The organism is Allobosea massiliensis, from assembly GCF_042655245.1.
Classification (GTDB): Bacteria; Pseudomonadota; Alphaproteobacteria; order Rhizobiales; family Beijerinckiaceae; genus Allobosea; species Allobosea massiliensis.
The window spans coordinates 1-23,358 of record NZ_JBHSLU010000063.1 but is presented as its reverse complement, the minus strand read 5'-3'; the positions used below and the strand labels follow the sequence as shown (position 1 = coordinate 23,358).

At 68.1% G+C, this 23,358-nt stretch carries 20 protein-coding genes; 6 read left to right on the top strand and 14 right to left on the bottom strand.

The annotated features are described in order from the left end of the window. Positions 1-16 precede the first annotated feature (16 nt). Together ACFPN9_RS17855 and otnK are read right to left on the bottom strand one after the other, a co-directional pair. Entirely contained in the window at positions 17-1,345 is a 1,329-nt protein-coding gene (locus tag ACFPN9_RS17855; protein ID WP_066719426.1) for a malonyl-CoA decarboxylase, read from the bottom strand. Positions 1,346-1,417: 72 nt separating this feature from the next. Continuing rightward, positions 1,418-2,683 (bottom strand): 3-oxo-tetronate kinase, encoded by a 1,266-nt coding sequence (otnK, locus tag ACFPN9_RS17850; protein ID WP_066719428.1) that lies wholly within the window; start codon positions 2,681-2,683, stop codon positions 1,418-1,420. Between the two features lie 277 nt (positions 2,684-2,960). On the opposite strand from otnK, the gene ACFPN9_RS17845 reads away from it, so the two are divergent. The 6 genes from ACFPN9_RS17845 (at position 2,961) to ACFPN9_RS17820 (ending at position 9,717) form a co-directional block, all read left to right on the top strand. Further along, positions 2,961-4,466, top strand: a complete 1,506-nt coding sequence (locus ACFPN9_RS17845) for an ABC transporter substrate-binding protein (protein ID WP_066719431.1) — start codon at positions 2,961-2,963, stop codon at positions 4,464-4,466. 169 nt (positions 4,467-4,635) lie between these two features. After that, on the top strand, positions 4,636-5,580 hold the full coding sequence (locus ACFPN9_RS17840; protein WP_066725390.1) for an ABC transporter permease: 945 nt from the start codon (positions 4,636-4,638) through the stop codon (positions 5,578-5,580). After that, on the top strand, positions 5,580-6,464 hold the full coding sequence (locus tag ACFPN9_RS17835) for an ABC transporter permease (RefSeq protein WP_066725387.1): 885 nt from the start codon (positions 5,580-5,582) through the stop codon (positions 6,462-6,464). Before ACFPN9_RS17840 ends, ACFPN9_RS17835 begins: the two co-directional genes overlap by 1 nt. Positions 6,465-6,578: 114 nt before the next feature. After that, a complete protein-coding gene (locus tag ACFPN9_RS17830; RefSeq protein WP_066725385.1) occupies positions 6,579-8,378 on the top strand; it encodes a gamma-glutamyltransferase family protein in 1,800 nt (599 codons plus the stop codon). Positions 8,379-8,388: 10 nt separating this feature from the next. Beyond that, positions 8,389-9,114 (top strand): DUF1028 domain-containing protein, encoded by a 726-nt coding sequence (locus tag ACFPN9_RS17825; RefSeq protein WP_066725383.1) that lies wholly within the window; start codon positions 8,389-8,391, stop codon positions 9,112-9,114. An 87-nt stretch (positions 9,115-9,201) separates the two neighbouring features. Next, entirely contained in the window at positions 9,202-9,717 is a 516-nt protein-coding gene (locus tag ACFPN9_RS17820) for a DUF2345 domain-containing protein (protein ID WP_066725380.1), read from the top strand. Positions 9,718-9,762: 45 nt separating this feature from the next. Here ACFPN9_RS17820 and ACFPN9_RS17815 read toward each other — a convergent pair whose 3' ends face one another. The 12 genes from ACFPN9_RS17815 to ACFPN9_RS17760 form a co-directional block, all read right to left on the bottom strand. Next, positions 9,763-10,869: an alanine racemase gene (locus ACFPN9_RS17815; protein ID WP_245282402.1), complete on the bottom strand. Its 1,107-nt coding sequence runs from the start codon at positions 10,867-10,869 to the stop codon at positions 9,763-9,765. After that, the gene (locus ACFPN9_RS17810; RefSeq protein WP_066725377.1) at positions 10,866-11,324 is read right to left on the bottom strand and encodes a RidA family protein; all 459 of its coding nucleotides are present in this window, start codon (positions 11,322-11,324) and stop codon (positions 10,866-10,868) included. Before ACFPN9_RS17810 ends, ACFPN9_RS17815 begins: the two co-directional genes overlap by 4 nt. After that, complete coding sequence (locus ACFPN9_RS17805; protein ID WP_377817377.1) at positions 11,321-11,860, bottom strand: GNAT family N-acetyltransferase; 540 nt, start codon at positions 11,858-11,860, stop codon at positions 11,321-11,323. The genes ACFPN9_RS17810 and ACFPN9_RS17805 overlap by 4 nt, the downstream gene beginning before the upstream one ends. A 114-nt stretch (positions 11,861-11,974) precedes the next feature. Continuing rightward, the gene (locus ACFPN9_RS17800; RefSeq protein ID WP_066725371.1) at positions 11,975-13,138 is read right to left on the bottom strand and encodes an amidohydrolase/deacetylase family metallohydrolase; all 1,164 of its coding nucleotides are present in this window, start codon (positions 13,136-13,138) and stop codon (positions 11,975-11,977) included. A gap of 99 nt (positions 13,139-13,237) precedes the next feature. Further along, positions 13,238-14,173, bottom strand: coding sequence for an N-carbamoyl-D-amino-acid hydrolase (locus ACFPN9_RS17795; RefSeq protein WP_066725368.1), 936 nt, complete (start codon positions 14,171-14,173; stop codon positions 13,238-13,240). Between the two features lie 167 nt (positions 14,174-14,340). Further along, positions 14,341-15,249: an ABC transporter permease gene (locus ACFPN9_RS17790; protein ID WP_082732735.1), complete on the bottom strand. Its 909-nt coding sequence runs from the start codon at positions 15,247-15,249 to the stop codon at positions 14,341-14,343. A 2-nt stretch (positions 15,250-15,251) separates the two neighbouring features. Beyond that, positions 15,252-16,193, bottom strand: a complete 942-nt coding sequence (locus tag ACFPN9_RS17785) for an ABC transporter permease (protein WP_066725364.1) — start codon at positions 16,191-16,193, stop codon at positions 15,252-15,254. Positions 16,194-16,331: 138 nt separating this feature from the next. Beyond that, complete coding sequence (locus tag ACFPN9_RS17780; protein WP_066725363.1) at positions 16,332-17,933, bottom strand: ABC transporter substrate-binding protein; 1,602 nt, start codon at positions 17,931-17,933, stop codon at positions 16,332-16,334. 264 nt (positions 17,934-18,197) lie between these two features. Beyond that, positions 18,198-19,610, bottom strand: coding sequence for an amidase (locus tag ACFPN9_RS17775; RefSeq protein WP_066725361.1), 1,413 nt, complete (start codon positions 19,608-19,610; stop codon positions 18,198-18,200). A 33-nt stretch (positions 19,611-19,643) separates the two neighbouring features. After that, a complete protein-coding gene (locus ACFPN9_RS17770) occupies positions 19,644-20,873 on the bottom strand; it encodes a Zn-dependent hydrolase (RefSeq protein WP_066725359.1) in 1,230 nt (409 codons plus the stop codon). A 194-nt stretch (positions 20,874-21,067) separates the two neighbouring features. Beyond that, positions 21,068-23,056 carry a methyl-accepting chemotaxis protein gene (locus tag ACFPN9_RS17765; protein ID WP_377817375.1) on the bottom strand — a complete coding sequence of 663 codons (1,989 nt, stop codon included), beginning with the start codon at positions 23,054-23,056 and terminating at the stop codon, positions 21,068-21,070. Between the two features lie 114 nt (positions 23,057-23,170). Beyond that, positions 23,171-23,358, bottom strand: a 188-nt coding sequence (locus ACFPN9_RS17760; protein WP_377817374.1) for a hypothetical protein, incomplete at its 5' end; no start/stop codon positions are given.

The window sequence follows — 23,358 nt, the reverse complement described above, 5'->3', positions numbered from 1 at the left end:
TCAGGCGGATCGCAGGTCAACTCGCGGCCGGCCGGAGCATCTTGCGCACGGCGGAGGAGGCGACCACCGTGTCACGGGTGGCATACGCTTCGTGGTTGGTCTCGATGTCGTTGAGATCGTAGCGGTAGTTCACCATCACGCCATGCGACTCGCGCAGGCCGCGCGCGGAGAGATTGCCGCCGACATTGATGCGTTCCAGCCGCGCGCCGTTGCCGAGATGGAAACGAGCCACGGGATCGATGACGCGACCGGCGGGCGTCCGTGCCCGCAGCATGTAATGCGCCATCATCTGGCCGAGCAGCTTGTCACGGCGGGCACGTGTCGCTTCGTCGAGCGAGATCGTCTCCCCGGCCGGGCGGGCGAGTTCCGAGCGCTCCTCATTGGTGAGGGCGAGGTCGCCCGGCGCGGCGACGAGGCCTTCGAGCCAGCGGGCGAAGCCTGGCACCGGCGACAGGGTGACGAAGGTGTCCAGACCCGGCAGTTCGCGCTTCAGATCTTCGGCAACCTGCTTGATCAGGAAATTGCCGAAGGAGATGCCACGCAAGCCCTCCTGACAGTTGGAAATCGAATAGAACACCGCCGTCGTCGCCTCGGCCGCCGGCAGCACCTCGCGCTCGCCGCTCAAAACCTCGCCGATGCTGCGCGGGATCGCGCGCGTCAGCGCCACTTCGACGAAGATCAGCGGCTCGTCGGTGAGCTGCGGATGGAAGAAGGCAAAGCAGCGCCGGTCCCCCGGCTCCAGCCGGCGACGCAGATCGTCCCAACCCTGGATCTCGTGGACGGCCTCATAGCGGATGATCTTTTCCAGCACATTGGCCGGCGAGCGCCAGTCGATCCGACGCAGCACCAGGAAGCCGCGGTTGAACCAGGAGCCGAAGAGATGCCGGAAATCGGCATCGACGGTCATCAGGTCGCGGTCGCTCTCCATCGCCTCGAACAGCGCCTCGCGCATCCGCACCAGCACATGGGTGCCGCCGGGCGCGAGATTCAGCCGCCGCAGCAACTCCTGGCGGCGTGGCTCGGAGGCGACATGGAGCGCCGAGATCGTGCCCGCTCCGGGCGCTTTCCGGTAAGCTTCGATCGCCCGGTCGAGCCGCTCGTGATCCGGCCCGAAGCGTTCCTGCAGCATGGCGAAGAAGGCGCGCCGCCCAGGCTTGTCGAGCCGTTCCCAGGCATCGAGCACACCCTGCGCCAAAGCCATGCCCGAGGCCTCCCCCCGGCCCGAGAGCAGATCCTCGCAGAGGCGGTCGATCGGGCGGTTGCGCTGCGCCATGAAGCGCTCGAAGCCGATCAGTGCCCGGCCGCGATCGGCCACATTGGTCAGCAATTCGCCGAGAAACGCCATGTCGCTGTGGACCTCCTGGCGCCATCATGCCCGGCCCGGCGGAGGGTGCAAGCCCACTCTCTCCCCTTCAGTTCAGCGGAGCAGAGCCCACGCTTTTAGGAAGAAGTCGGGAGCGCCGAAATTGCCGGATTTCAGCGCGATCACCATGTCGCGGCCCTGCGCCACGCGGGTCCAGGGCACGCCGGGGTCGATCTCCGGGCCGATCTCGAGCAGGCCGATGCCGAGCCCTTGGACGACCGCGCCCGAGGTTTCGCCACCCGCGACCAGCAGGCGCGAGACACCGCCCTCCGCCAGCAGCGCCGCCGTCTGCGCGAAGGCGTGCTCGACGGTCTCGCCAGCCCGCTCGCGCCCGAGCTTATCCTGGATCGCCGCGACCTCGGCCGGATCGTCGCTCGAATATAGCAGGAAGGGGGTCTCCGGCGCCTGCGCCAGCGCCCAGGCGGCGAGCTTGCCGGCGTCCTGCTCGCCCGACACCAGCGCCATCGGATCGACCTTCAGGGCCGGAAAGCCGGCCTCGATCGCCTTGGCGATCTGGCCGCGCGTCGCCGTCGAGCAGCTGCCGGAGATGATGCCGGGGCGGCCCTTGGGCGCGGCCAGGCTCGCCGCGATCTCGCGCTCCGGCAACAGGCCGGCGCGGCGGAAATTCTGCGGCAGGCCCATCGCGATGCCGGAGCCGCCGGTGAGCAGCTTGTGATCGGCAACCGCCTCGCCGAGGACCATCAGATCGGCGTTGGTGAGCGCATCGGTCACGACATAGCGCACACCCTGGTCGGCCAGCGCAGTGAAGCGGGCCTTCACCGCCCCGGCTCCGGCCAGCACGGTCGCATAGTCGACCAGCCCGACGGCGCCCGTGGTCTGTGCGCTCATCAAGCGGATCAGGCTCGAATCGCGCATCGGCGTCAGCGGGTGGTCCTTCATCGAGCTTTCGTGAAGCGGCACCGCGCCGACGAAGAGATAGCCTTGGTAGATCGAGCGGCCATTGGCGGGAAAGGCGGGGCAGACGATGGCGAGACCGGCGCCGAGCCGCTGCGCCAGCGCGTCGGCGACAGGGCCGATGTTGCCAGCGGGCGTCGAATCGAAGGTCGAGCAGTATTTGAACAGGATCTGCTTCGCCCCCGCAGCGAGCAGCGCCTCACAGGCGGCGAGCGAGTCCGCGACAGCCTCGGCGACGGGGTTGGTGCGCGACTTCAGCGCGACGACGACGGCATCCGCCTCCGGCAGGGCTTGGCCCGGCCGCGGAACGCCGATCGTCTGCACCGTGCGCATGCCGCTGCGATTGAGCATCAGTGCCACATCCGTCGCGCCCGTCATGTCGTCGGCGATCACACCCAGCAGCATCGTCGTTCCTCCGTTCGGCTTCGTGCCGGTCTCGTTGGGTGGTCTTGTAGCGGCCCGCCGCCGTCAAGGCGATCCGGAGCGTGCGGGGAGCACGCATGCGAGCTCTGACGACCGAAGCTGGCCGCCAAATTGCATGCAGGCCGCCGCCGTAACAGCATGCAATCCGGACGCGCATGCGACGGTGCGGCATCGACGCCGCTGCAAATTTGCATCAGGCTGGTACCAACCGGAACGATCTTCGGCGATCATGACGGCAAACGACAACAGGGGACATCCGATGAAGCTGCTCACCGCCCTGGCCTGCGCCACCGCTCTGACGTTCGCGGCCCTGCCCGCCGTCGCGCAGGCGCCCTCGACCCTGCGCATCGGCCTGCAGGAAGATCCCGACGTGCTCGACCCGCACAAGGCGCGCACCTTTGTCGGCCGGATCGTGTTCAAGGGGCTCTGCGACAAGCTGCTCGACATCACGCCCGACCTCAAGCTGGTGCCGCGCCTCGCGACAGAATGGTCGTTTTCGCCTGACGGCCTGACACTGACGATGAAGCTGCGCACCGACGCGAAGTTTCATGACGGCGACGCCTTCAATGCCGAGGCCGCCAAGGCCAACATCGAGCGCGCACGCACCCTGCCCGACTCGCTGCGCAAGTCCGAACTCGCTTCGGTCGACAGCGTCGAGACACCCGACGCCTCGACGCTCGTGCTCAAGCTGAAGCGCCCGGATGCGACGCTGCTCGCACAGCTCACCGACCGCGCCGGCATGATGCTGGCGCCCAAGAGCCTCGCAGGCGACATCGGCTCGAAGCCGGTCTGTTCGGGACCCTATAAATTCGTCGAGCGGGTGCAGAACGACCGGATCGTTCTGGAGCGCTTCAAGGAGCATTGGGAAGCGCAGAACTACCATTTCGACCGCGTGATCTACCGCGCGATTCCCGACACGACGGTGCGCCTCGCCAATCTGCGCTCGGGCGAGCTCGACATGCTGGAGCGTCTGGCGCCGACCGACGTGAAGTCAGCCCGGTCCGACAAGGCGCTCACCGTCACCAGCATCGCCAATCTCGGCTATCAGGGCATCACCATCAACACAGCCCATGGCGACGCCGCCAAGCAGCCGATGGGGCAGGACAAGCGGGTCCGCCAGGCGCTCTCGCTCTCGATCGACCGCAAGGTGCTGAGCCAGGTCGTGTTCGAAGGGCTCTATGAGCCCATCGTCCAGCCCTTCAACCCCGGCAATCCTTATGTCAGCGCCGATTTCCCGGTGCCGGCGCGCGATGTCGCCAAGGCCAAGGCGCTGCTCAAGGAGGCCGGCCATAGCAAGGTCTCGGTCGAGCTCTTCGTCACCAACAACCCGGTCGACGCCCAGCTCGGCCAGGTCATTCAGGCCATGGCGGCGGAAGCCGGCATCGACATTCAGATCCGCTCGACGGAATTCGCCAGCCAGCTTCGCGATCAACAGCAGGGCAAGTTCCAGATGAGCCGCATCGGCTGGTCGGGCCGCATCGATCCGGACGGCAACCTGCACCAGTTCGTCACCACCCGCGGCAACCAGAACGACGGGCGCTATTCCAATGCCGAAGTCGACAAGCTGCTCGACGAGGCGCGGACAATCTATGACGTCGCCGAGCGCAAGAAGCGCTACGACGCCGCACAGAAGTTCCTGCAGGACGAGCTGCCGATCGTTTATCTCTACAACCAGACCGTCTTCTTCGCGCTGCGCTCCAACCTCAGCGGCTTCGTCACCAATCCGGACGGCATGATCCGGCTGGCGGGGATCAAGCGGTCTTGAGGATCTGGTCTTTCGGGAACGCAGACCTGTCCCCTTCCCCCCGCTTGCGGTGGGGAAGGGCTAGGGATGGGGGGCCGCAAAGCCAGAGCCCCGTCCTTGATCGTCTCGCCGAGCGGCACTGCCCCCCACCCCGGCCCTCCCCACCGCAAGCGGGGGGAGGGAGGCGCCCATGCTCGCGCTGATCGGCCGCCGCGTTCTGATCGCGATACCGACGCTGTTCCTGGTGTCGCTGTTCGTGTTCGCCCTGCAGCGTGCGCTGCCGGGCGATCCGTTCCTCGTGATTGCGGGCGAGGAGCGCGATCCGGAGGTGATCGCACGCTTGCGCGCGATCTACCGCATGGACGATCCCGTCGTGGTGCAGTTCTTCGCCTGGCTCGGCCAGGTGATGCAGGGCGATTTCGGCCGGTCGCTGCGCACCGGCGAGCCCGTGCTCGGGCTGATCCTGCAGAAGCTGCCGGTGACGCTGCAGCTCGCCATCGCCTCGATCCTCGTCGCCATCGCCATCGGCATTCCCGCCGGCGTGCTGGCGGCGCGGCGCAAGGACACGGTGGTGGACTACTCGACCAGCGCGCTCGCGCTGTCGGGCTTGTCGATCCCGAATTTCTGGCTGGGCATCATGCTGATCCTGGTCGTGTCGGTCGAGCTGCAGTGGCTGCCGGCCTCCGGCTATGAACCGTTCTTCAAGAGTCCCTGGGGGGCCATCGAGCGCCTGATCATGCCGGCCTTCGTGCTCGGCTCCGGCCTCGCAGCCTTCCTGATGCGCCACACCCGCTCGGCCATGCTCGAGGTGCTGCGCTCCGACTATGTCCGCACCGCCCGCGCAAAGGGGCTGGACGAGGACGCGGTCGTCCACCGTCACGCGCTGCGCAATGCGCTGGTGCCGATCATCACGCTGACGACGATCCTGTTCGGTGAATTGCTGGCCGGCGCGGTGCTGACCGAACAGGTCTTCACCATCCCCGGCTTCGGCAAGCTCATCATCGATGCGGTGTTCAACCGCGACTATGGCGTCGTACAGGGCGTGGTGCTGTGCACGGCAATCGGCTTCATCCTGATGAACCTCTTGGCGGACGTGCTCTACATCCTGGTCAACCCGCGGCTGAGGGCGCAGTGATGACGACCGCTGCCACCGGCACGCTCGCCACGCCTCCCGAACTCGCCTTGCGCCCACGGCCCGGCGTGCTGGCGCGGCTCGCCCGCAACCGCTCGGCGCTGATCGGCGGGGCGATCGTGCTCGTCTTCGTGCTGATGGCCGTGCTGGCGCCGCTGCTGCCGCTGGCCGATCCGCTGAAATCGAACTTCCTCGCCATCCGCAAGCCGCCCTCCGAACTCTACTGGTTCGGGACAGACGAACTCGGACGCGACCAGGTCGCGCGGCTGTTCTTCGGCGCGCAGGCCTCGCTGCTCGCGGGCATCGTCTCGGTCGTGATCGCGCTCGCCATCGGCATCCCCTTCGGGCTGCTGGCCGGCTGGTATGGCGGCTGGATCGACGCCGCGATCTCGCGCGTCACCGAGGCGATGCTGGCCTGCCCCTTCCTGATCCTGGCGATCGCCTTCGCCGCCGTGCTCGGCCCCTCGCTGACCAATGCGATGATCGCGATCGGCCTCTCGGCCGTGCCGGTCTTCGTGCGGCTGGTGCGGGCGCAGGTGCTGAGCGTCAAGGCGGAGGACTTCGTCGAGGGCGCGAGGGCGGTCGGTGCCCGCGACCTGCGCATCGTGCTGCGCCACATCCTGCCAAACATCCTCTCGCCGATCGTGGTGCAGTCGACGCTGTTCATGGCGCAGGCGATCATCCTCGAGGCGGCGCTCTCCTTCCTCGGGCTCGGCCAGCAGCCCCCTGCCCCGTCCTGGGGCCAGATGCTGAACGTCGCCAAGAACTTCATGGAGCAGGCGCCTTGGATGTCGGTGGCGCCGGGCGTCTGCATCTTCCTCGCCGTGCTCGGCTTCAACCTGCTCGGCGACGGCCTGCGCGACGTGCTCGACCCGAAGGAGGGATGAGTTGCTTGCACCGCGCGCCCCTCATACCCGGCACGGCGCAGCCGGGCTCGCCATTTCGCCCTAAGCTCCCGCCCGCCCGTTTCGCACCGATTTCGCCTGCACTGGATCCCCCGCATGTTCACGACCCGGCCTGAAATCCTCGGCACCTTCGGTGTCTGCACCTCGACGCATTGGCTCGCGACGGCGACCGGCATGGCGATGCTGGAGAAGGGCGGCAACGCCTTCGACGCCTGCGCGGCGGCCGCCTTCGTGCTGCAAGTCGTCGAGCCGCATCTGGTCGGCCCCGCCGGCGAGATGCCGGCGGTGTTCTATTCGGCCAAGACGAAGAAGGTCGAGGTGATCTGCGGCCAGGGCACGGCGCCGGAGGCCGCGACCATCGAAGCCTTCAAGGCGCTGGGGCTCGATCTCGTGCCGGGTTCGGGCCTGCTCGCCGCCGTCGTGCCCGGCGCCTTCGGCGGCTGGATGACGCTGCTGCGCGACCATGGCCTGCTGCCGCTGCGCGAGGTGCTGGAGCCCGCGATCAGCTATTTCGAGAACGGCCATCCGATGCTGCCGCGCGTCTCGGACACCATCGCCGGGCTGACCGACCTGTTCACGAACGAGTGGCCGACCTCGGGCGAGGTCTATCTGCCCGGCGGGCAGGTGCCGCAGGCCAAGGCTCTGTTCCGCAACACCGCCGCGGCCGAGACCTATAAGCGTATCCTGAGCGAGGCGGAGGCTGCGGGCGGCAGCCGCGAGAAGCAGATCCAGGCGGCCTATGACGCCTGGTACAAGGGCTTCGTCGCCGAGGCGATCGACTCCTTCTGCCGGACGACGGAGGCGATCGATTCCTCCGGACGCCGCCACAAGGGTCTGCTCACCGCCGACGACATGGCGCGCTGGCAGCCGACCTACGAAGCGCCTGCCAGCGTGACCTATCACGGCTGGGAGGTCTTCAAGATCGGCCCCTGGGGCCAGGGTCCCGTCTTCCTGCAGACGCTGAAGATCCTCGAGGGCATCGACATCGCCGGGATGGGCCCCGACAGCGCCGCCTTCATCCACCATGTCGCCGAGGCGATGAAACTCGCCTTCGCCGACCGCGAGGCCTATTACGGCGACCCCGATTTCGTGAAGGTGCCGCTGGCGACGCTGCTCTCGGAGGACTATGCCCGCGGCCGCCGCAACCTGATCACGGACACGGCCTCGCAGGAGTTGCGGCCGGGCATGATCCCCGGCTTCGAGGCGCAGGTCGCGCAGGCGCTGGCCGGCGTGCGCTATGCCGGACAGGCCGGCAAGAGCGACGCGACCGTCGGCGAACCCACGACGGCGGCGATGGTGGCGGCCGGGCGGCGCGGCGACACGGTCCATATCGACGTCATCGACAAATGGGGCAACATGATCGCCGCCACCCCTTCGGGCGGCTGGTTCCAGTCCTCGCCGGTGATCCCGGCGCTCGGCTTCCCGCTCAACGCACGCGCCCAGGCCTTCTTCCTCGACGAGGGGCTGCCCTCGGCGCTGGCGCCGTTCAAGCGGCCGCGCACGACGCTGACGCCGTCGCTCGCCTTCGAGAATGGCGAGCCGCGCCTCGTCTTCGGCACGCCGGGCGGCGACCAGCAGGAGCAGTGGCAGCTCGGCCTGTTCCTGCGCCGCGTGCATCACGGCCTCAATCTGCAGGAGGCGATCGACCTGCCGCTGTTCCACACCCAGCACTTCCCCTCGACCTTCTATCCGCGCGAGGCCAAGCTCGGCCATCTGGCTGTGGAGGAGAGCATCGGCGAAAGCGTGCTGGCTGATCTCACCCGCCGCGGCCACAAGCTGGAGCGGGCGCCGGCCTGGACGATCGGCCGCCTCACCGCTGCCGAAAAGAGCACCGACGGTCTCTTGCGCGCGGCCGCGACGCCGCGTCTGATGCAGGCCTACGCGGCCGGCCGGTGAGGAAACCCGCATGACCTGGTCCATCGTCGCCCGCGACGCCGCCACCGGTGCCTATGGCGTCGCCGTCTCGACCTGCGCCTTTGCGGTCGGCTCGCGCGTGCCCTATGGCGGCGGCCGCATCGGCGCCATCGCGACGCAGGCCTTCGTCAACCCGCTCTACGGTGTCGACGGGATGCGCCTGCTCCAGGAGGGGCGCTCGGCGGTCGAGATCATCGCGACGCTGACCGCGGCCGATGAGGGCCGCGCCCATCGCCAGCTGCATGTCATCGACCGCGAGGGCAAGATCGCCGCCTTCACCGGCGCCTCCTGCATCGACTGGTGTGGCGCCGTCGACGGGCCGCAGGTCTCCGTCGCCGGCAACATGCTGAGCGGGCCGGAGGTGATCCAGCAGACGCTGAAGGCTTACATCGCCGCCTCGGCGCTCGACTTCGACGAGCGGCTGCTGGTTGCGCTCGAAGCTGGCGAGAAGGCGGGCGGCGACAAGCGCGGCCGGCAATCGGCGGCGATCCGGATCTGGTCGGGCGAGCCGGTGCCGAGCTTCGACATCCGCATCGACGACCATGTCGATCCGCTGGCCGAGCTGCGCCGGCTCTGGCGCGTCGCGCATCAGCGCTACGTCCCCTTCCAGCAGGCGTCGCCCTCGCGCTCGCGCCCGGCCGGCGTGACCGACCGCAACGAGCTCGACCGCCTGTGCAACGAGTACGCGGCCGCCTGGAACGCGCGCCATCCCGAATAGCTGTTCCGGAAGGAACTTCTGTCCGGCTGGGTAAAGCGCTAAGCTTCCCCAACGTCCGCATGGTCGGACGAAAGCGAGGACGCCGCCATGGCCAGCGACAGCGACGCTCTGGAACGCCGGATCGCGAAACTGGAAAGCCATATCGCGGCCCTGACGGCGATGATCTCGGCCACGCCCGGCGGCGCGCTGGCGATCAGCGCGCCGGGAGGCATCAGCGTCACTGCCGGTGGAGCGATCTCGATGACGGCCGGGAGCGCCTTCGCTCTGACGGCCGGGAGCATGATCGGCGTCAGTGCCGGAACGCGGATCAGACTGGCCGGCGGTCAGGAGGTCGCCATCGACAGCCGGCAGTGCCATGTCGAGGCCACGGTCGATCTGAGCCTGTCCAGCACGCAGTCGATGTCGATCGAGACCGGTAAGAAGCTCACCGTGACAGCCGCCGACGAAGTGGCGGTGAAGAGCGGCAGCGCCCAGATCGAACTCAAGAAGGACGGGTCGGTCACGACGCGAGGGCGCGACATCACGACCACCGCCTCGGGCCGCGTCACCGTGAAGTCGAGCGCCGACACGGTGATCAAGGGCAGCAAGATCATCCAGAACTGAACGCGGGACAGGTCGGAGAGGCCAGAGCCTCCCCGGCCCGGCCGTTCAGACCAGCTTGCCCCGAGCCGCGACCGGCAGGTCGCCGATCAGGCGGTCGCCGCGCACGGTCACCAGCCGGTCGACCATGTTGACGACGACGCAGACATGGTTCGGCACCACGCGGACGATCTCGCCCACGCCCGGCCGGTCATTGCTGGCCGAGAGATCGAGAAAGCCGTGTTCCTCCGCGAATTTCGCGATGCGCGCCGCCGGATATTCGAGAATGTGGCCATGGCCGTCGAGCCCGCCGGAATCGCTCGTCAGCGTCTTGGAGCCGGAATCGAGGATGCCGCGCTCGGGGCCGGCCCGGCTGACCACCGTGGCGTAGACGGTCAGCGCGCAATCCGCCAGACTCGCCACCCCGGCCGCGACCTGCATGCGATCGTTGAAGATCGAGGTGCCGGCACGGTGCTCGGTCGCGCCCTTGAGCTCGCCGATATGGGGAATGTTGGGCGAGCCTCCGGTGGAGACGATCGACGCCTCCAGACCCGCCTCGCGCAGGCCGGCATTGGCGGTGTCGAGGAACACTTGTGTACGCGCCCAGCCATCCTCCGGCGGATACATCAGGAAGCCGGCGAAGCGCAGCCCCTTCGAGCCCGCGATCAGCTTCGCCAGTTCGACCGCCTCGCCGGGGGTCTCGACGCCGGCGCGCTGGCGGCCGGTGTCGCATTCGACCACGACCTCGAGGTCGCGCCCAGCGATCTCCGCCGCCTGGGGCAGGCCGGCGATGGTGACGGGGTTGTCGGCGGCGACGATCATCCGCACCCGGCGCTGGAGATGGCCGAGCCGGCCGAGTTTCTGCTCGCCGAGGATGTTGTAGCTGATCAGGATATCGTCGATGCCGCCATCGGCCATCACCTCGGCCTCGCCGAGCTTCTGGCAGGTGATGCCGCGCGCCCCGGCCTCGATCTGGAGGCGGGCGAGTTCGGGCGACTTATGCGTCTTGATATGCGGGCGGTTGGCGACGCCCTTGGCATCGCAGACGGCCTGAAGGCGCGCGATGTTGGCCTCGACCTTGTCGAGATCGATCACCACGGCCGGCGTGCCGTAGATGCGGGCGATCTCGTCCTTCAGCGTCTCGTGACGCAGCCTGTCCTCGGCGAGAGCGCTCACGGCAGCACCCGGATGATCGCTTCGATCTCGACCGGCATGTTGCCGGGCAGCGAGCCCATGCCGACGGCCGAGCGCGCATGGCGCCCGTTCTCGCCGAGTACGGCCACGAGCAGGTCCGAGCAGCCATTGATGACCTTGGGCTGGTCGCCATATTCCGGAACGGCGTTGACCATGCCGAGCAGCTTGATGACCTCGACCTTGTCGAGCGAGCCGGCCGCCTCCTTCATTGCCGCGAGCAGGCCGAGCCCGGTGTTCCTGGCGAAGTCATAGGCCTGCTCGGTCGTGAACTCCCCGCCGACCTTGCCGTTGGGGATCGAGCCGTCGGGGTTGCGCGGGCCCTGCCCCGAGAGAAAGACAAGATCGCCGGCCTTCCTGAAGCGCACGTAGTTAGCCATCGGCGCCACCATCGCGGGCAGTTCCAGGCCCAGATCCTTCAGTTTCTGCTCGGCGCTCATGGTGTCGTTCGTCCCTCTGCGGTCGTTTCATGTTCTGGTCGGAGCGCACGCTCCATATAGCGGGCGGCATCGTCATAGCTGGCGAGCTTCTCCGCAAGGGCAGGCGCATGCACCTCGCGAAAGCCCTGCCGCCGCCAGAAGCCGGACGAGCCGTCGATGGCAACGAGTGCGAGGCAGGAGAGGCCGGCGTCGGCCGCGATCTCCGCCAGCCTCGCGGCGGCGATGCCCCCTGCCCCGCTGCCGCGGGCCTGCGGCAGGAGCGCGAGATCGTGGATGTAGAAGCAGCCGGCCTGCGACGGCAGCGCGCCGAGCAGCCTGTTCAGGGCCGGCGGGGCGGCGCGGCGCCAAGGATGGGCAACGACATAGCCGATCGGGCCGACCGGCCCGTCGAGCACGAGGCAGCCCAGCGGAAAGAGCCGCAGCCGCTCGGCGAAAACGGCCTCGTCTTCCGGGTAGCCGGGATGCACCACGGCCGCGACCGCCAGCACGGCCGGCAGGTCGGTCGCGGTCATCGGGCGCCAGAGAGTATCGGACATGCGAGTCGGTCAGCGATGAGACACAAGCGTCATTCTCGGGCGGAGCGTAGCGCAGACCCGAGAATCTCAGGCAAGAGATGCTCGGGTCGAGCCCGAGCATGACGAGCCGTTCGCTTACGCCGCGACCTTCCTGAACTTGTTCGTCCGCTTCGGGTGCCACCAGGCGCCCTTGAGCACGACGCCCTCGGAGACGATCCTGCGGTCGCCGATCATGTGCTCGCCAGTGACGTCGGCATAGTCGAACTTGCCCTCCTTCACCGTCAGGATCGTCGCATCGCCGAGCGAGCCGACCTTGAGCGAGCCGTATTCGGGCCGCTTCAGCGCCATGGCGGCGTTGACGGTGGAGGCCGCAACGACATCGTTCAGGCTCATCCCCATCACCAGGAACTTCGACATGGTCGTGACCTGGTCATAGGCCGGGCCATCGATGCAGAGCTTGTGGACGTCCGAGGAGATCACGTCGGGCTGGAAGCCGTTGGCGAGCATGGCCCGCGTCGTCTTGAAGGAAAACGAGCCCTTGCCGTGGCCGATATCGAAGATGACGCCGCGCTTACGGGCGGCCGCGACCTCCGGCTTCACCGTGCCCTGCGCCGTGCAGGGCGCGTTCGGGAAGGGGCGGAAGGCATGGGTCAGCACGTCGCCCGGCCGCAGCATGTTGACCACCTCCTCGTAGGAGGGCGGCGGATGGTCGATATGGCACATCAGCGGCATGCCGACCTCGTTGGCGACCTGCAGCGCGACGTTGAGCGGGGCGGTGCCCTGGTCGCCCGAGGCGTGCAGACCGACGCGCACCTTGATGCCGACGATCAGGTCACGGTTCTTGTCGGCGACCTCGGCGCAGTCGATCGGATTCATCATCGCCATGTCGCGGCTCTCGCCGACCATGACGCGGTGGTCGAAGCCGTAGATGCCGGCGTGGCTGACATGGAGATAGGCGAGGATACGGGCCTGGCTGCGCTCGATGACGTGCTTGCGGAAGCCCGGCCAGTTGCCCGGCCCGGCCGAGCCGGTGTCGACCGAGGTGGTGACGCCCGAGGCCCGACAGAATTCGTCAGCGTCGATACCGAGCGACGTGCCGCCCCAGTAGACATGGGTGTGCAGGTCGATCAGCCCGGGCGTGACGATGTAGCCGGAGACGTCGCGGATTTCCTTGGCGCCCTTCAGGTCCTTGCCGAAGCCGGAGACCTTGCCGTCGGTGAAGGCGACGTCGCAGACGCCGTCATGCTTCTGCGAGGGGTCGATGACGCGACCGCCCTTGAGAATGAGATCATGGGTCATGGAGCTTCCTCGCCCGTTGCTTGGATTTCAGAACAGAATGTCGGTGTTGAGAGCGCCGCCGAGCGGCGAACGGTCATGACAGAGCATCGGGTCGAGCGCTCACGCCGGCTCGACCGCGCCCTTGCGCTCGACGATGAGGCCATAGGCCTGTGGCTCGCGATGCTTGGCGAAGTTGAAGGTCGAGGCCTTGTAGCTCTTGCCGAGATCCATGTCGCAGCGGGCGACGACCAGTTCGTCCCCTTCCGTCACCGCCTGCGCCACGACCTCCCCGGTAGGGGCGATGATGCAGGAGCCGCCGATCTGGTCGACGCCGGCTTCCACACCCGCCTTGGCGACGCCGACCACCCAGGTGGCGTTCTGATAGGCGCCGGCCTGCATGACGAGCTGGTTGTGGAAGTTGCCGAGCCGGTCGTGATCGGGGGCCGGTGGATTGTGCTTGGGGGTGTTGTAGCCCAGCAGGATCAGCTCGACATCCTGCAGCCCCATGGCGCGGTAGCTCTCGGGCCAGCGCCGGTCGTTGCAGATCATCATGCCGATGTTGGCGCCCATGCTGCGCCAGACCGGCCAGCCGAGATCGCCCGTCTCGAAGTAGCGCTTCTCGAGATTCTGGAACGGTGCTTCGGGGCGATGCTCCGGATGGCCCGGCAGATGGATCTTGCGGTACTTGCCGACGATGGCGCCGGATTTGTCGACCAGGATCGCCGTATTGAAGCGACGCTTGCGGCCAGCCTCGTAAGCGAGCTCGCAATAGCCGAGATGGAAACCGACGCCGAGGCGCTTGGCCTCCTCGAAGAGCGGCGCGGTCTCGTTGGAGGGCATCGCGCTCTCGAAATGGCTGTCGATCTCGTCCTCGTCCTCGATCCACCAATGCGGGAAGAAGGCGGTGAGTGCCGCCTCAGGATAGACGACCAGATCGGCGCCATGGCTCTTGGCCTGCCGCATCAGCTCGATCATTCGCGCGACGGCGGAGGCACGGCTCTCGTCGCGCTGGATCGGGCCGAGTTGCGCAGCGGCGATGGTGAGGAAGCGGCTCATCCCAAGGCCTCCAGGGTCCGTGCCGGAGCGGAGGCGGCGGCTTCGTGGTGGGAACGATCAGGCATCGGCTCACGCTCGGCAGTCAGGCGCCGCCGCTGCGGCTTGTTCTGGTCCCGGGCGCCAGACGCCCGGGCAAAGGATCGGGCCCGGGGCCCCTACTGCGCCCCTCAGAGCGCCTTGGCGAGACGCGGATCGAGCGAGTCGCGCAGGCCGTCGCCCAGCAGGTTGACCGCCAGCACGGTGATCGAGAGGAAGATCGCCGGGAACAGGATGATGTGCGGCTTGACCTGCCAGAGCGCGCGCCCCTCGGCCATGATGTTGCCCCAGGACGGCGTCGCAGGCGGGATGCCGGCGCCGATGAAGGAGAGGATCGCCTCGATGATCATGGCGCTGGCGCAGATATACGTCGCCTGCACGCTCATCGGCGCGAAGGTGTTGGGCAGGATGTGACGCAGGATGATGCGGGGCGTGCGGGCGCCATTGGCGATCGCCGCCTCGACATAGGGCTGCTCGCGCAGCGACAGCACGACGCCGCGCACGAGCCGCGCCACGCGCGGGATCTCGGCGATGGTGATGGCGATGATGACGTTCTGGATCGAGCCGCGGGTCAGCGCCATCAGGGCGATGGCGAGCAGGATCGGCGGGATCGACATCATGCCGTCGATGATCCGCATGACGATGCCGTCGGCCCAGCGCACGAAGCCTGCGAAAAGGCCGATCGCCAGTCCGATGACCGAGGACAGGATCGCGACGCTGAAGCCGACGACCAGCGAGACGCGGGCGCCGTAGACGACGCGGGAGTAGATGTCGCGGCCCAGCATGTCCGTGCCGAACCAGTAGAGTTCGGAAGGCACGCGGGTGCGCCGGGACGTCGCGATGGCGGTCGGGTCCACCGTCCACAGCAGCGGCGCGAAGAGGCCGATCAGCGCCATCAGAACGAGCAGCGATCCGCCGATGGCGACGGCCGGGTGGCGGCGCAGGTAGCGCCGGAAGCGGGCGAAGCGGCCGGGAACCGGGGCGACGCCGGGTTCGGGCGCAGCGGCCAGTGCGGCGGGCGCCGGGAGGGAGCTCGGCATCGTCAATAGCGTATCCTCGGATCGACGATCGTGTAGGTCAGGTCGATGATCAGGTTCACCAGCACATAGACCAGGCTGAACATCAGCACGACGCCCTGGATGACGGGGTAGTCACGCCGCAGGATGGCATCGACGGTGAGGCGTCCAAGACCCGGAATGGCGAAGACGCTCTCGGTGACGACGGCGCCACCGATCAGCAGCGCGATGCCGATGCCGATGATCGTGACGATCGGCACGGCGGCGTTCTTGAGCGCGTGCAGGAAGAGTACCTCGCGCTGACCGACGCCCTTGGCCTGGGCGGTGCGGACATAGTCCTGCTGCAGGACCTCCAGCATGGTGGCGCGGGTGATGCGCGCGATCAGGGCGATGTAGACCAGCCCGAGCGTCATCGCCGGCAGGACGAGGTTCTTGAACCAGGGCACGAAGCCTTCGGAAATCGGCGTGTAGCCCTGCACGGGCACCCAGTCGAGCTGCAGGGCGAAGACATAGGCCAGCAGATAGCCGACGACGAAGACCGGCACCGAGAAGCCGAATACCGCGAATGCCATGGCGCCGCGATCGATCCAGGTGCCGGCTTTCCAGGCCGCGATCACGCCCATCGGCACGGCGATCGTCACCGCGAAGATCAGCGTGAGGATCATCAGCGAGAGCGTCGGCTCGATACGCTGGGCAATGAGCTGCGTCACCGGCAGCGAGGTGAAGATCGAGGTGCCGAGGTCTCCCTGCAGCACCCGGAACGACCATTCGGCGAAGCGCACGAGATAGGGCCTGTCGAGGCCGAGGCTGGCGCGGATGCGCTCGACGTCGGCGGGCGAAGCCTGATCGCCGGCAATGACCGCCGCAGGATCACCCGGCGCCACATAAAGAAGAGAAAAGACGAACAGCGCCACGAAGGCCATCACCGGGATGGTCGTAATGATGCGTCTGACGATGAAGGCCAGCATTGCGGCTCACGCGTCCTTGTTTGGTTGCACGGGAGGTCGGTCGGCACGGCTGGCCCACCGCCAGGCCCCGAGGCGGAGCCGAAGCGGCGCACCGGCGCGCCGCTTCGTCACGAGGACGCCGAAGGGCGCCCCCGTCGATCAGGCCTTCGTGACGCCCCAGAGGACCGGAAACGGCCCGCTGGTCACGCCCGAGACGTTCTTCCGCCAGGCCTGGTAGCCGAGATAGAAGCCCGTGGGGCAATAGACGACGTTCTCGACCGCGGCCTTGTTCAGGCGGCCCATGGCGGCCTTCTCCTCCGCCATGTCCTTGGCGTTGAACCAGTTCGTCACCTCAGTTTCCACCGCGGGGACGTCCGGCCAGCCGAACCAGGCCTTGTCGCCATTGGCGCGCACGGCCGTATAGGAGGCCGGGTTCACGCAGTCGGCGCCAGCATGCCAAGTGTGGAACATGCTCCAGCCGCCCTGCCCCGGCGCCGTCTTCTGCGCGCGGCGGGCACCGACCGTACCCCAGTCGGTGGCGACGAAGTCGACCTTCATGCCGATGCTCTTCAGAAGCTCGGCCGTCACGTCGCCCATCGCCTTGGTCGCGGTCATATCCTGCGCGACCACGCAGATCACCGGCTCATCCTTGTAGCCGGCCTCGGCGAGCAGCTTCTTGGCCTCCGCGACGCTCTTCTTCTTCATCATCTCGCCGCCCTCCTCGGTGTAGAGGGGCGTGCCGGGGGTGAAGAAGCTCGCCATCGGCTTCCAGAGCTTGTCGTCGTCGCCGACGATCGAGCGCATGTAATCTTCCTGGTTCAGCGCCGTCATCACCGCCTGGCGCACCTTCACATTGTTGAAGGGCGGATGCAGGTGATTCATGCGGAACGCGCCGATATTGCCGAGCGGATCGCCGATATCGACGTTGATGTTGGCATTGCGCTTGAGAATCGGCACGAGATCCGCCAGCGGCGTCTCCCACCAGTCGACCTCGCCATTCTGCAGCGCGGCGGCGGCGGTCGCCGGATCGGGCATGATGACCCACTCGATCCGGTCGAAATTCATGACCTTGCCGCCTGAGAGCCAGTCCGGCTTCTCGGAGCGCGGCTTGTAGTCGGCGAATTTCTCGAACACCGCCTTGGCGCCGGGCACCCATTCGTTGCGGACGAACTTCATCGGCCCGGAGCCGATGTATTCGGTGATCTGGGTGAAGGGATCGGTCTTGGCGATCCGTTCCGGCATGATGAAGGTGCAGGGCGAGTTGTTCTTGCCGAGGGCCAGCAGCATCTTCGGATAAGGCTGCTTGAGCGACCATTTCCAGGTCAGGTCGTCGACCGGGACCAGCTCGTTCTGGATGGCGCGGATCATCAGGCCCATCGGGTCGCGGGCCGACCACCGGATCAGGCTCTGGACGACGTCCTTCGAGGTCACAGGAGCGCCGTCGTGGAACTTCAGGCCCTCGCGCAGCTTGAAAGTCCAGGTCAAACCGTCGGCCGAGACGGTCTCGCTCTCGACCATCTGGCGCTTGGGCTCGAACTTCGAGTCGATGCCGTAGAGCGTGTCCCAGACCAGCAGCGCGGCGTTGCGCACGACATATTGCGTGCCCCAGATGGGGTCGAAATTCGCAAGGTTCGCCTGGGGCACGAAGCGCAGCGTCTTGGAGGCCGCCGCCCCTTGGGCAAGGGCCGGCATGGCGAGGCCGCCTGCTGCGGCGAGCGCGCCCGTCCCGGCCGCGGTCTTCAGAAATGTTCTGCGGTCCATCATTCTCTCCCCTGACACGGCAACCTCTCGACGGGTGACCTTGGCGCGAGTTTGGGCAGAAATTTCTGCCGTGACAACTCGTCTGGCCGGCCCTCCGCAGGCGGCGAGCGGCTTGCACGCATCGTGCCAAACGGAACCGCCTCGGGCTTTTTGGCGAGAACGGGCCTCCGGCTCGGTTTTGAGGGCAGAGAATATTTTTCTGAAGACAGCGACGGCGGCGCGAGATCGCGCCGCCGCGGGTGGGTTCGCGCGCCCGCCTGCTTCTCAGGCGGCGCCGACAGGCGCGTCGATACGGGGGAAGGGTCGTGCCGCCTCGAAGGCCGCGGCGGCGCGCAGAACCAGCGCGTCGCGTCCAAAGGGCCCGACGATCTGGAGCCCGGCCGGAAGCCCCGCCGCCGTCAGCCCGCAGGGCAGCGAAATCGCCGGCGCCTGGGTGATGTTGAAGGGGTAGGTGAAGGGCGTCCAGCGCGTCCAGTCCTCGCCATAGCCGCCATGGCGCGGCGTGTTGGCGCCGGCCTCGAAGGCCGGCAGCGGCAGCGTCGGCGTCAGCAGCAGATCGAAGCGTGCATGAAATTGCGCCATCCGGTGCGCAAGCGTATTGCGCTGGTTCAGCAGCGCATCGACATAGGCCGCGCCCGGCACGCGCTCGCCCTGTTCGGCCACGGCGACGAGGCCGGGGTCCATCCGCGCGCGCTCTGCGGGGCCGGCCGTGCGCAAGGCCAGCGCCGCACCGGCCGACCAGATCGTCATCAGCGTCTCGATCGGGTCCTCGAAGCCCGGATCGACCTCCTCGACGGTCGCGCCCAGATCCCGGAAGGCGAGCGCCGCGGCCCGCGTCAGCGCGGCGATCTCGGGATCGACCGGGACGTCGCGGCCGAGCGTCGGCGACCAGGCGAGGCGCAGCCCCTTCACCCCGCCCTTCAGCCCGTCGACATAGTCGGGCGGGCGGTCGATCATCGCCGTCATGTCGCGGCTATCGGGCCGGCCGATCGCGTTCATGGCGAGCGCGGTATCCGCGACCGTGCGGGTCAGCGGGCCGAGATGGGCGAGGAAGCCCATGGTGGAGACCGGCCAGGCCGGCACGCGCCCATAGGTCGGCTTCAGGCCGACGACCCCGGTGAAGGCCGCGGGGATCCGCACCGAGCCGGCGCCGTCCGTGCCAATATGGATGCAACCGAGATTGAGGGCGGCGCAGGAGGCCGCACCCGCCGAGGAGCCGCCGGGGCCGGTGGCGATGTTCCAGGGATTGCGGGTGATGCCGGAGAGCGGCGAGTCGCCGACGCCCTTCCAGCCATATTCCGGCATCGTCGTCTTGCCGAGGAAGACGGCGCCGGCCTCGCGCAGCCGCGCGGCGGCGGGAGCATCCTCGGCGAAGGGCGCGTCGGAGGCCATGGCCGAGCCGCGGCGCATCGGCCAGCCGGCCACGCCGATATTGTCCTTGATCGTGACGGGCACCCCGTCCAGCGGGCCGAGCGGCTCGCCCTTGAGCCAGCGGGCCTGGGCGGCCTCCGCCATGGCGAGCGCCACCTCGGCGTCGCGCACGACGAAGGCGTTGATCTGCGGCTCGAAGCGCTCGATGCGCTCGAGCGCGTCCCGCGCGACCTCGACCGGGGAGAGGTCGCGGCTGGCGTAGAGCGGGCCGAGTTCGGCGGCCGACAGCGATGCGATGGTCGTCATGGGGCTGATCCTGTCTGCGTCGTTTCGGGTGGCCTAGGCGTTGGCGACGCGCCAGGCCGCGTTCAGCAGGACATTGGCGCCCGCCGCGATGTCGTATTCCGTGCTGAACTCCGCCGGATTGTGCGAGAGCCCGCCGATGGAGGGGATGAAGACCATCGCCGTCGGGCAGATGCGCGACATCATCTGCGCGTCGTGCCCGGCGCCGGAGATCATCCGCCGGATCGGCAGACCGAGCTCCGCAGCGCTCTCCTCCACGGTCGCGATCAGCGACTCGGTGAAGGGCGTGGCGGGAAAGCGGGCGAGGTCGCGGAAGGCGATCTCGATGCCGTCGCGCGCGGCGAGCGCGGCGCAGTAGCTCCGCACGGCGGCCTCGGCCTGGGCGAGCCGGGCGTCGTCAGGATTGCGCAGGTCGAGCGTCATCACCACGGTCTCCGGCACGACGTTGACGTTGGCCGGCTGGACGCGGATGACGCCGCTATTGGCGAGCTGGCCGGGGATCGCGCGGGTCAGGTCGTTGGCGTAGAGATTGATACGCGCGGCGGCGAGGCCGGGATCCTTGCGATAGGCCATCGGGGTGGTGCCGGCATGGCTCGGCCGGCCCTTCAGCGTCAGCTCGAGCCAGCAGATCGCCTGGATGCCGGTGACGGCGCCGAGGCCACCGCCCTCGTTCTCCAGCACCGGCCCCTGCTCGATATGGAGTTCGAGATAGGCATGGGCGGGCAGGAAGCCCGGCCGCTCCGGGCCCTCATAGCCGATACGCCGGAGTTCGGTGCCGAGCACGGCGCCGTCGGAATCCTGCTCGGCATGGGCTGCCTCCACGCTCATGCCACCTGCCCAGACATAGGACCCCAGCATGTCGGGATGGAAACGAGCGCCCTCCTCGTTCGTAAAGGCGATGACGGCGAGGTCTCGCTTCGGCACGAGGCCGGCATCGCGCAGCGTCGCCAGAACCTCGACGCCTGCGACGACGCCGAGCGCGCCGTCATAGCGGCCGCCCGTCCCCACCGTGTCGATATGGGAGCCCAGGATGACCGCCGGCCCCTCTTCCCGGCCCTTGAGGATGCCGACGATGTTGCCGATGGCATCGATCTTCACCGCGAGGCCGAGCGCCGTCATCTCGGCAACGAGCCAGTCGCGGCCCTGCCGGTCCTCGTCCGTCAGGGCGAGGCGGCGGCATCCGCCTTCCGGCGTCGCGCCGATCGCTGCCAGCGCCATGAGCCGCGACACCAGCCGCGTGCCGTCGACCCTGAGATTGCTGCCCATGCTCGTCTCCCCGCCAGGCGGTGCCGGAGCCGGATCCAACCCCCGCTGCAACGCCCATCCTGCATAGTCGCGCCGGCCGCGACCTGTCGATGCCTGCGGCGGCAAGGCGGGCCGGCGCAAATGCAACGGGCGCAGACTTGCGTCTGCGCCCGTCGGATCGGAGGCGCCCCATTCAGGGCGCCGAGCGGTGGAGATCAGAACTCCTCCCAGCCCGTATCGCCCGAGCGGCTGTTGACCACCTTCTTGGCCGGAGCGGCGGGCATGGGCGCCGGTTCGCGCGGCGCAGGCGCCTTGGTCTGGCCGAAGGCGGCTGCCGCGAGCTGGCGCAGGCGTGCCGGCTCGGTCGCCGGCTTCGGCGCGGCGGTGACGGCCGGCGCCTCGTGGCCGGTGCGGAAGGAGGCGACGAGATCGTTGAGCTGGACGATCTTGCCCGAGAGGGAGCCGGCAGAGGCCGCGCTCTGTTCCGCGAGCGCCGCGTTCTGCTGGGTCATCTCGTCGAGATGGGCGACCGCCTGGCTCATCTCGTCGATGCCGCTCGCCTGTTCGCTCGATGCGGCGGAGATGTCGGCGATGGTGGCCGCGACCTTCTCCGAAGCGGAAAGGATGTGGCTGAGCTGCTCGCCGGCCTGGCGCACCAGCTTCACGCCCTCGCCGACCTCGTTGTTGGACGACGAGATCAGCGCCGAGATGTCTTTCGCCGCTTCGCTGGAGCGCTGGGCGAGCGTGCGCACCTCCGAGGCCACGACCGCGAAGCCCTTGCCGGCATCGCCAGCGCGCGCCGCTTCGACCGCGGCGTTCAGCGCCAGCAGGTTCGTCTGGAAGGCGATGTCGTCGATGACGCGAATGATGTCCGAGATCTTGGTCGAGGCGTCCTCGATCCGGGCCATGGCGTCGACCGCCCGGCCGGCGATGGCGCCGCCGTTCTGCGCCGCCTTCATCGCCTCGTCGGCGATGGCGGCCGCATTCCGGGAGGCCTGTGCCGAGGCCTTAACCGAGGCCGCGAGCTCTTCGGTCGTGGCGGCGGTCTCCTCGAGCGAGGAGGCCTGTTCCTCCGTGCGCTTCGAGAGGTCGTCCGCGCCCATGTTGATCTCGCGGGCGGCCAGACCGACATCGGCCGAGGTAACCTGGATGGTGCGGACCGTGGCCGAGAGACGGTCGATGGTGGCGTTGAAGTCGTCGCGCAGCTTGGCGTAATCGGCCGGCATCTCGGACCCGATACGATGGGTCAGATTGCCATGCGCGAGCTCGGACAGGCCAGCCGCGATCGAGCTGACGACCTTCTCTAATTCCTGTGCCTGCTGCAGGCGCTGCTGCGCCGCAGCCTGCCGCTGTTCCTCGGTCGACCGGCGGCTCTCGTCCATCAGGCTGGCCTGGGTCGCGGCCTCGCCTTCGAGGCGCTCTTTCTCGATGGCGGCCTGACGCAGAACGCTCACCGCTCCGGCCATCTGGGCGAATTCGCCGGCCCGGAATGTGGGAACCGCGGTCACGAGGTCACCAGCCGCGAGCCGGTCCATGGCGCCCTTCAGGCTGCCGAGCGGCTTCATCATCCGGCGAACCAGGAAGAAGAGAGCGAGGCCCGCGACGAGGGCGATAATCAGGCCCGCGATCACATTGCCGGTGATCATCTCGCTGACGACGGTCATGAAGTCGGCCTGCTTGATGCCGACGAACAGGATGCCGATGACGCGATTGTCGGATTTCTGGACTATCGGCTCGTAGATCGTGAAGTAGGGCTGGCCGAGGATGTCGGCTGCGCCCGAATAGGTCTGGCGCTGCTTCAGCACGGTGTCATAGGCCGTGCCCTGCGCCAGCTTGGTGCCGACCGCGCGTCCCCCGTCGGGGCGCTGGACGTTGGTGGCGATGCGGACATCGCCCATGAAGATCGTGGCGACACTGCCCGCCAGCGCCTTGACCTTGTCGACCGCGGCGAAGTTGCCGTTCATCAGCTCGTCGCCGAAATAAAGCTTGTCGCCGTCGAGGCGGGGCTCGCCCTTCGCGGCGACGAGATCGCGCAGCAGGTTGATGTTGACGACGAGGCTCGCCTGCGCCCGTTCGCGCATCGCCGTCTCGGCCGCGCGCAACGACACCATGACGGAAGCGGCGACCGCGACGCCGACGAAGAAGACGCCGAGCAAAGCGAGGCGGGTGGCGATGGGAAGGCGGGTCGACAGAAGCTTTTTCATCAGCGGATCCGGTTGGCAGCGGCGCCGGCCCGGCACCGGCCCGCAAAGGCGGTCCGGGCTCCGGTCGGACGGCGCCGGGGGGGCATCGATGCGCAGTCGATGCGCACCAGGAAATCAGTAGAGCAGGCAGGCCAGGCATCTCGTCAGGCCGGCAAGCGGCAACGGCACCGACATGCCGTTGCGCTCTTCGGCGACATTGGAATTAGAGTCCGTCCCGGAACTCATGACGCTCGCGCGATGCGGCGGATAAGAACCATGGCGGCGGCTGCGTAGAGGAAGGCCGTCGCGGAGGCGATGGTGGC

Coding starts and splice junctions, on each gene's coding strand:
- ACFPN9_RS17855 (WP_066719426.1), bottom strand. CDS start 1,345: ATGGCGTTTCTCGGCGAATTGCTGACCAATGTGGCCGATCGCGGCCGG.
- ACFPN9_RS17840 (WP_066725390.1), top strand. CDS start 4,636: ATGCTCGCGCTGATCGGCCGCCGCGTTCTGATCGCGATACCGACGCTG.
- ACFPN9_RS17845 (WP_066719431.1), top strand. CDS start 2,961: ATGAAGCTGCTCACCGCCCTGGCCTGCGCCACCGCTCTGACGTTCGCG.
- ACFPN9_RS17825 (WP_066725383.1), top strand. CDS start 8,389: ATGACCTGGTCCATCGTCGCCCGCGACGCCGCCACCGGTGCCTATGGC.
- ACFPN9_RS17775 (WP_066725361.1), bottom strand. CDS start 19,610: ATGACGACCATCGCATCGCTGTCGGCCGCCGAACTCGGCCCGCTCTAC.
- ACFPN9_RS17770 (WP_066725359.1), bottom strand. CDS start 20,873: ATGGGCAGCAATCTCAGGGTCGACGGCACGCGGCTGGTGTCGCGGCTC.
- ACFPN9_RS17810 (WP_066725377.1), bottom strand. CDS start 11,324: ATGAGCGCCGAGCAGAAACTGAAGGATCTGGGCCTGGAACTGCCCGCG.
- ACFPN9_RS17835 (WP_066725387.1), top strand. CDS start 5,580: ATGACGACCGCTGCCACCGGCACGCTCGCCACGCCTCCCGAACTCGCC.
- ACFPN9_RS17805 (WP_377817377.1), bottom strand. CDS start 11,860: ATGTCCGATACTCTCTGGCGCCCGATGACCGCGACCGACCTGCCGGCC.
- ACFPN9_RS17790 (WP_082732735.1), bottom strand. CDS start 15,249: ATGCCGAGCTCCCTCCCGGCGCCCGCCGCACTGGCCGCTGCGCCCGAA.
- otnK (WP_066719428.1), bottom strand. CDS start 2,683: ATGCTGCTGGGTGTGATCGCCGACGACATGACGGGCGCGACGGATGTG.
- ACFPN9_RS17795 (WP_066725368.1), bottom strand. CDS start 14,173: ATGAGCCGCTTCCTCACCATCGCCGCTGCGCAACTCGGCCCGATCCAG.
- ACFPN9_RS17820 (WP_066725380.1), top strand. CDS start 9,202: ATGGCCAGCGACAGCGACGCTCTGGAACGCCGGATCGCGAAACTGGAA.
- ACFPN9_RS17800 (WP_066725371.1), bottom strand. CDS start 13,138: ATGACCCATGATCTCATTCTCAAGGGCGGTCGCGTCATCGACCCCTCG.
- ACFPN9_RS17780 (WP_066725363.1), bottom strand. CDS start 17,933: ATGGACCGCAGAACATTTCTGAAGACCGCGGCCGGGACGGGCGCGCTC.
- ACFPN9_RS17785 (WP_066725364.1), bottom strand. CDS start 16,193: ATGCTGGCCTTCATCGTCAGACGCATCATTACGACCATCCCGGTGATG.
- ACFPN9_RS17830 (WP_066725385.1), top strand. CDS start 6,579: ATGTTCACGACCCGGCCTGAAATCCTCGGCACCTTCGGTGTCTGCACC.
- ACFPN9_RS17765 (WP_377817375.1), bottom strand. CDS start 23,056: ATGAAAAAGCTTCTGTCGACCCGCCTTCCCATCGCCACCCGCCTCGCT.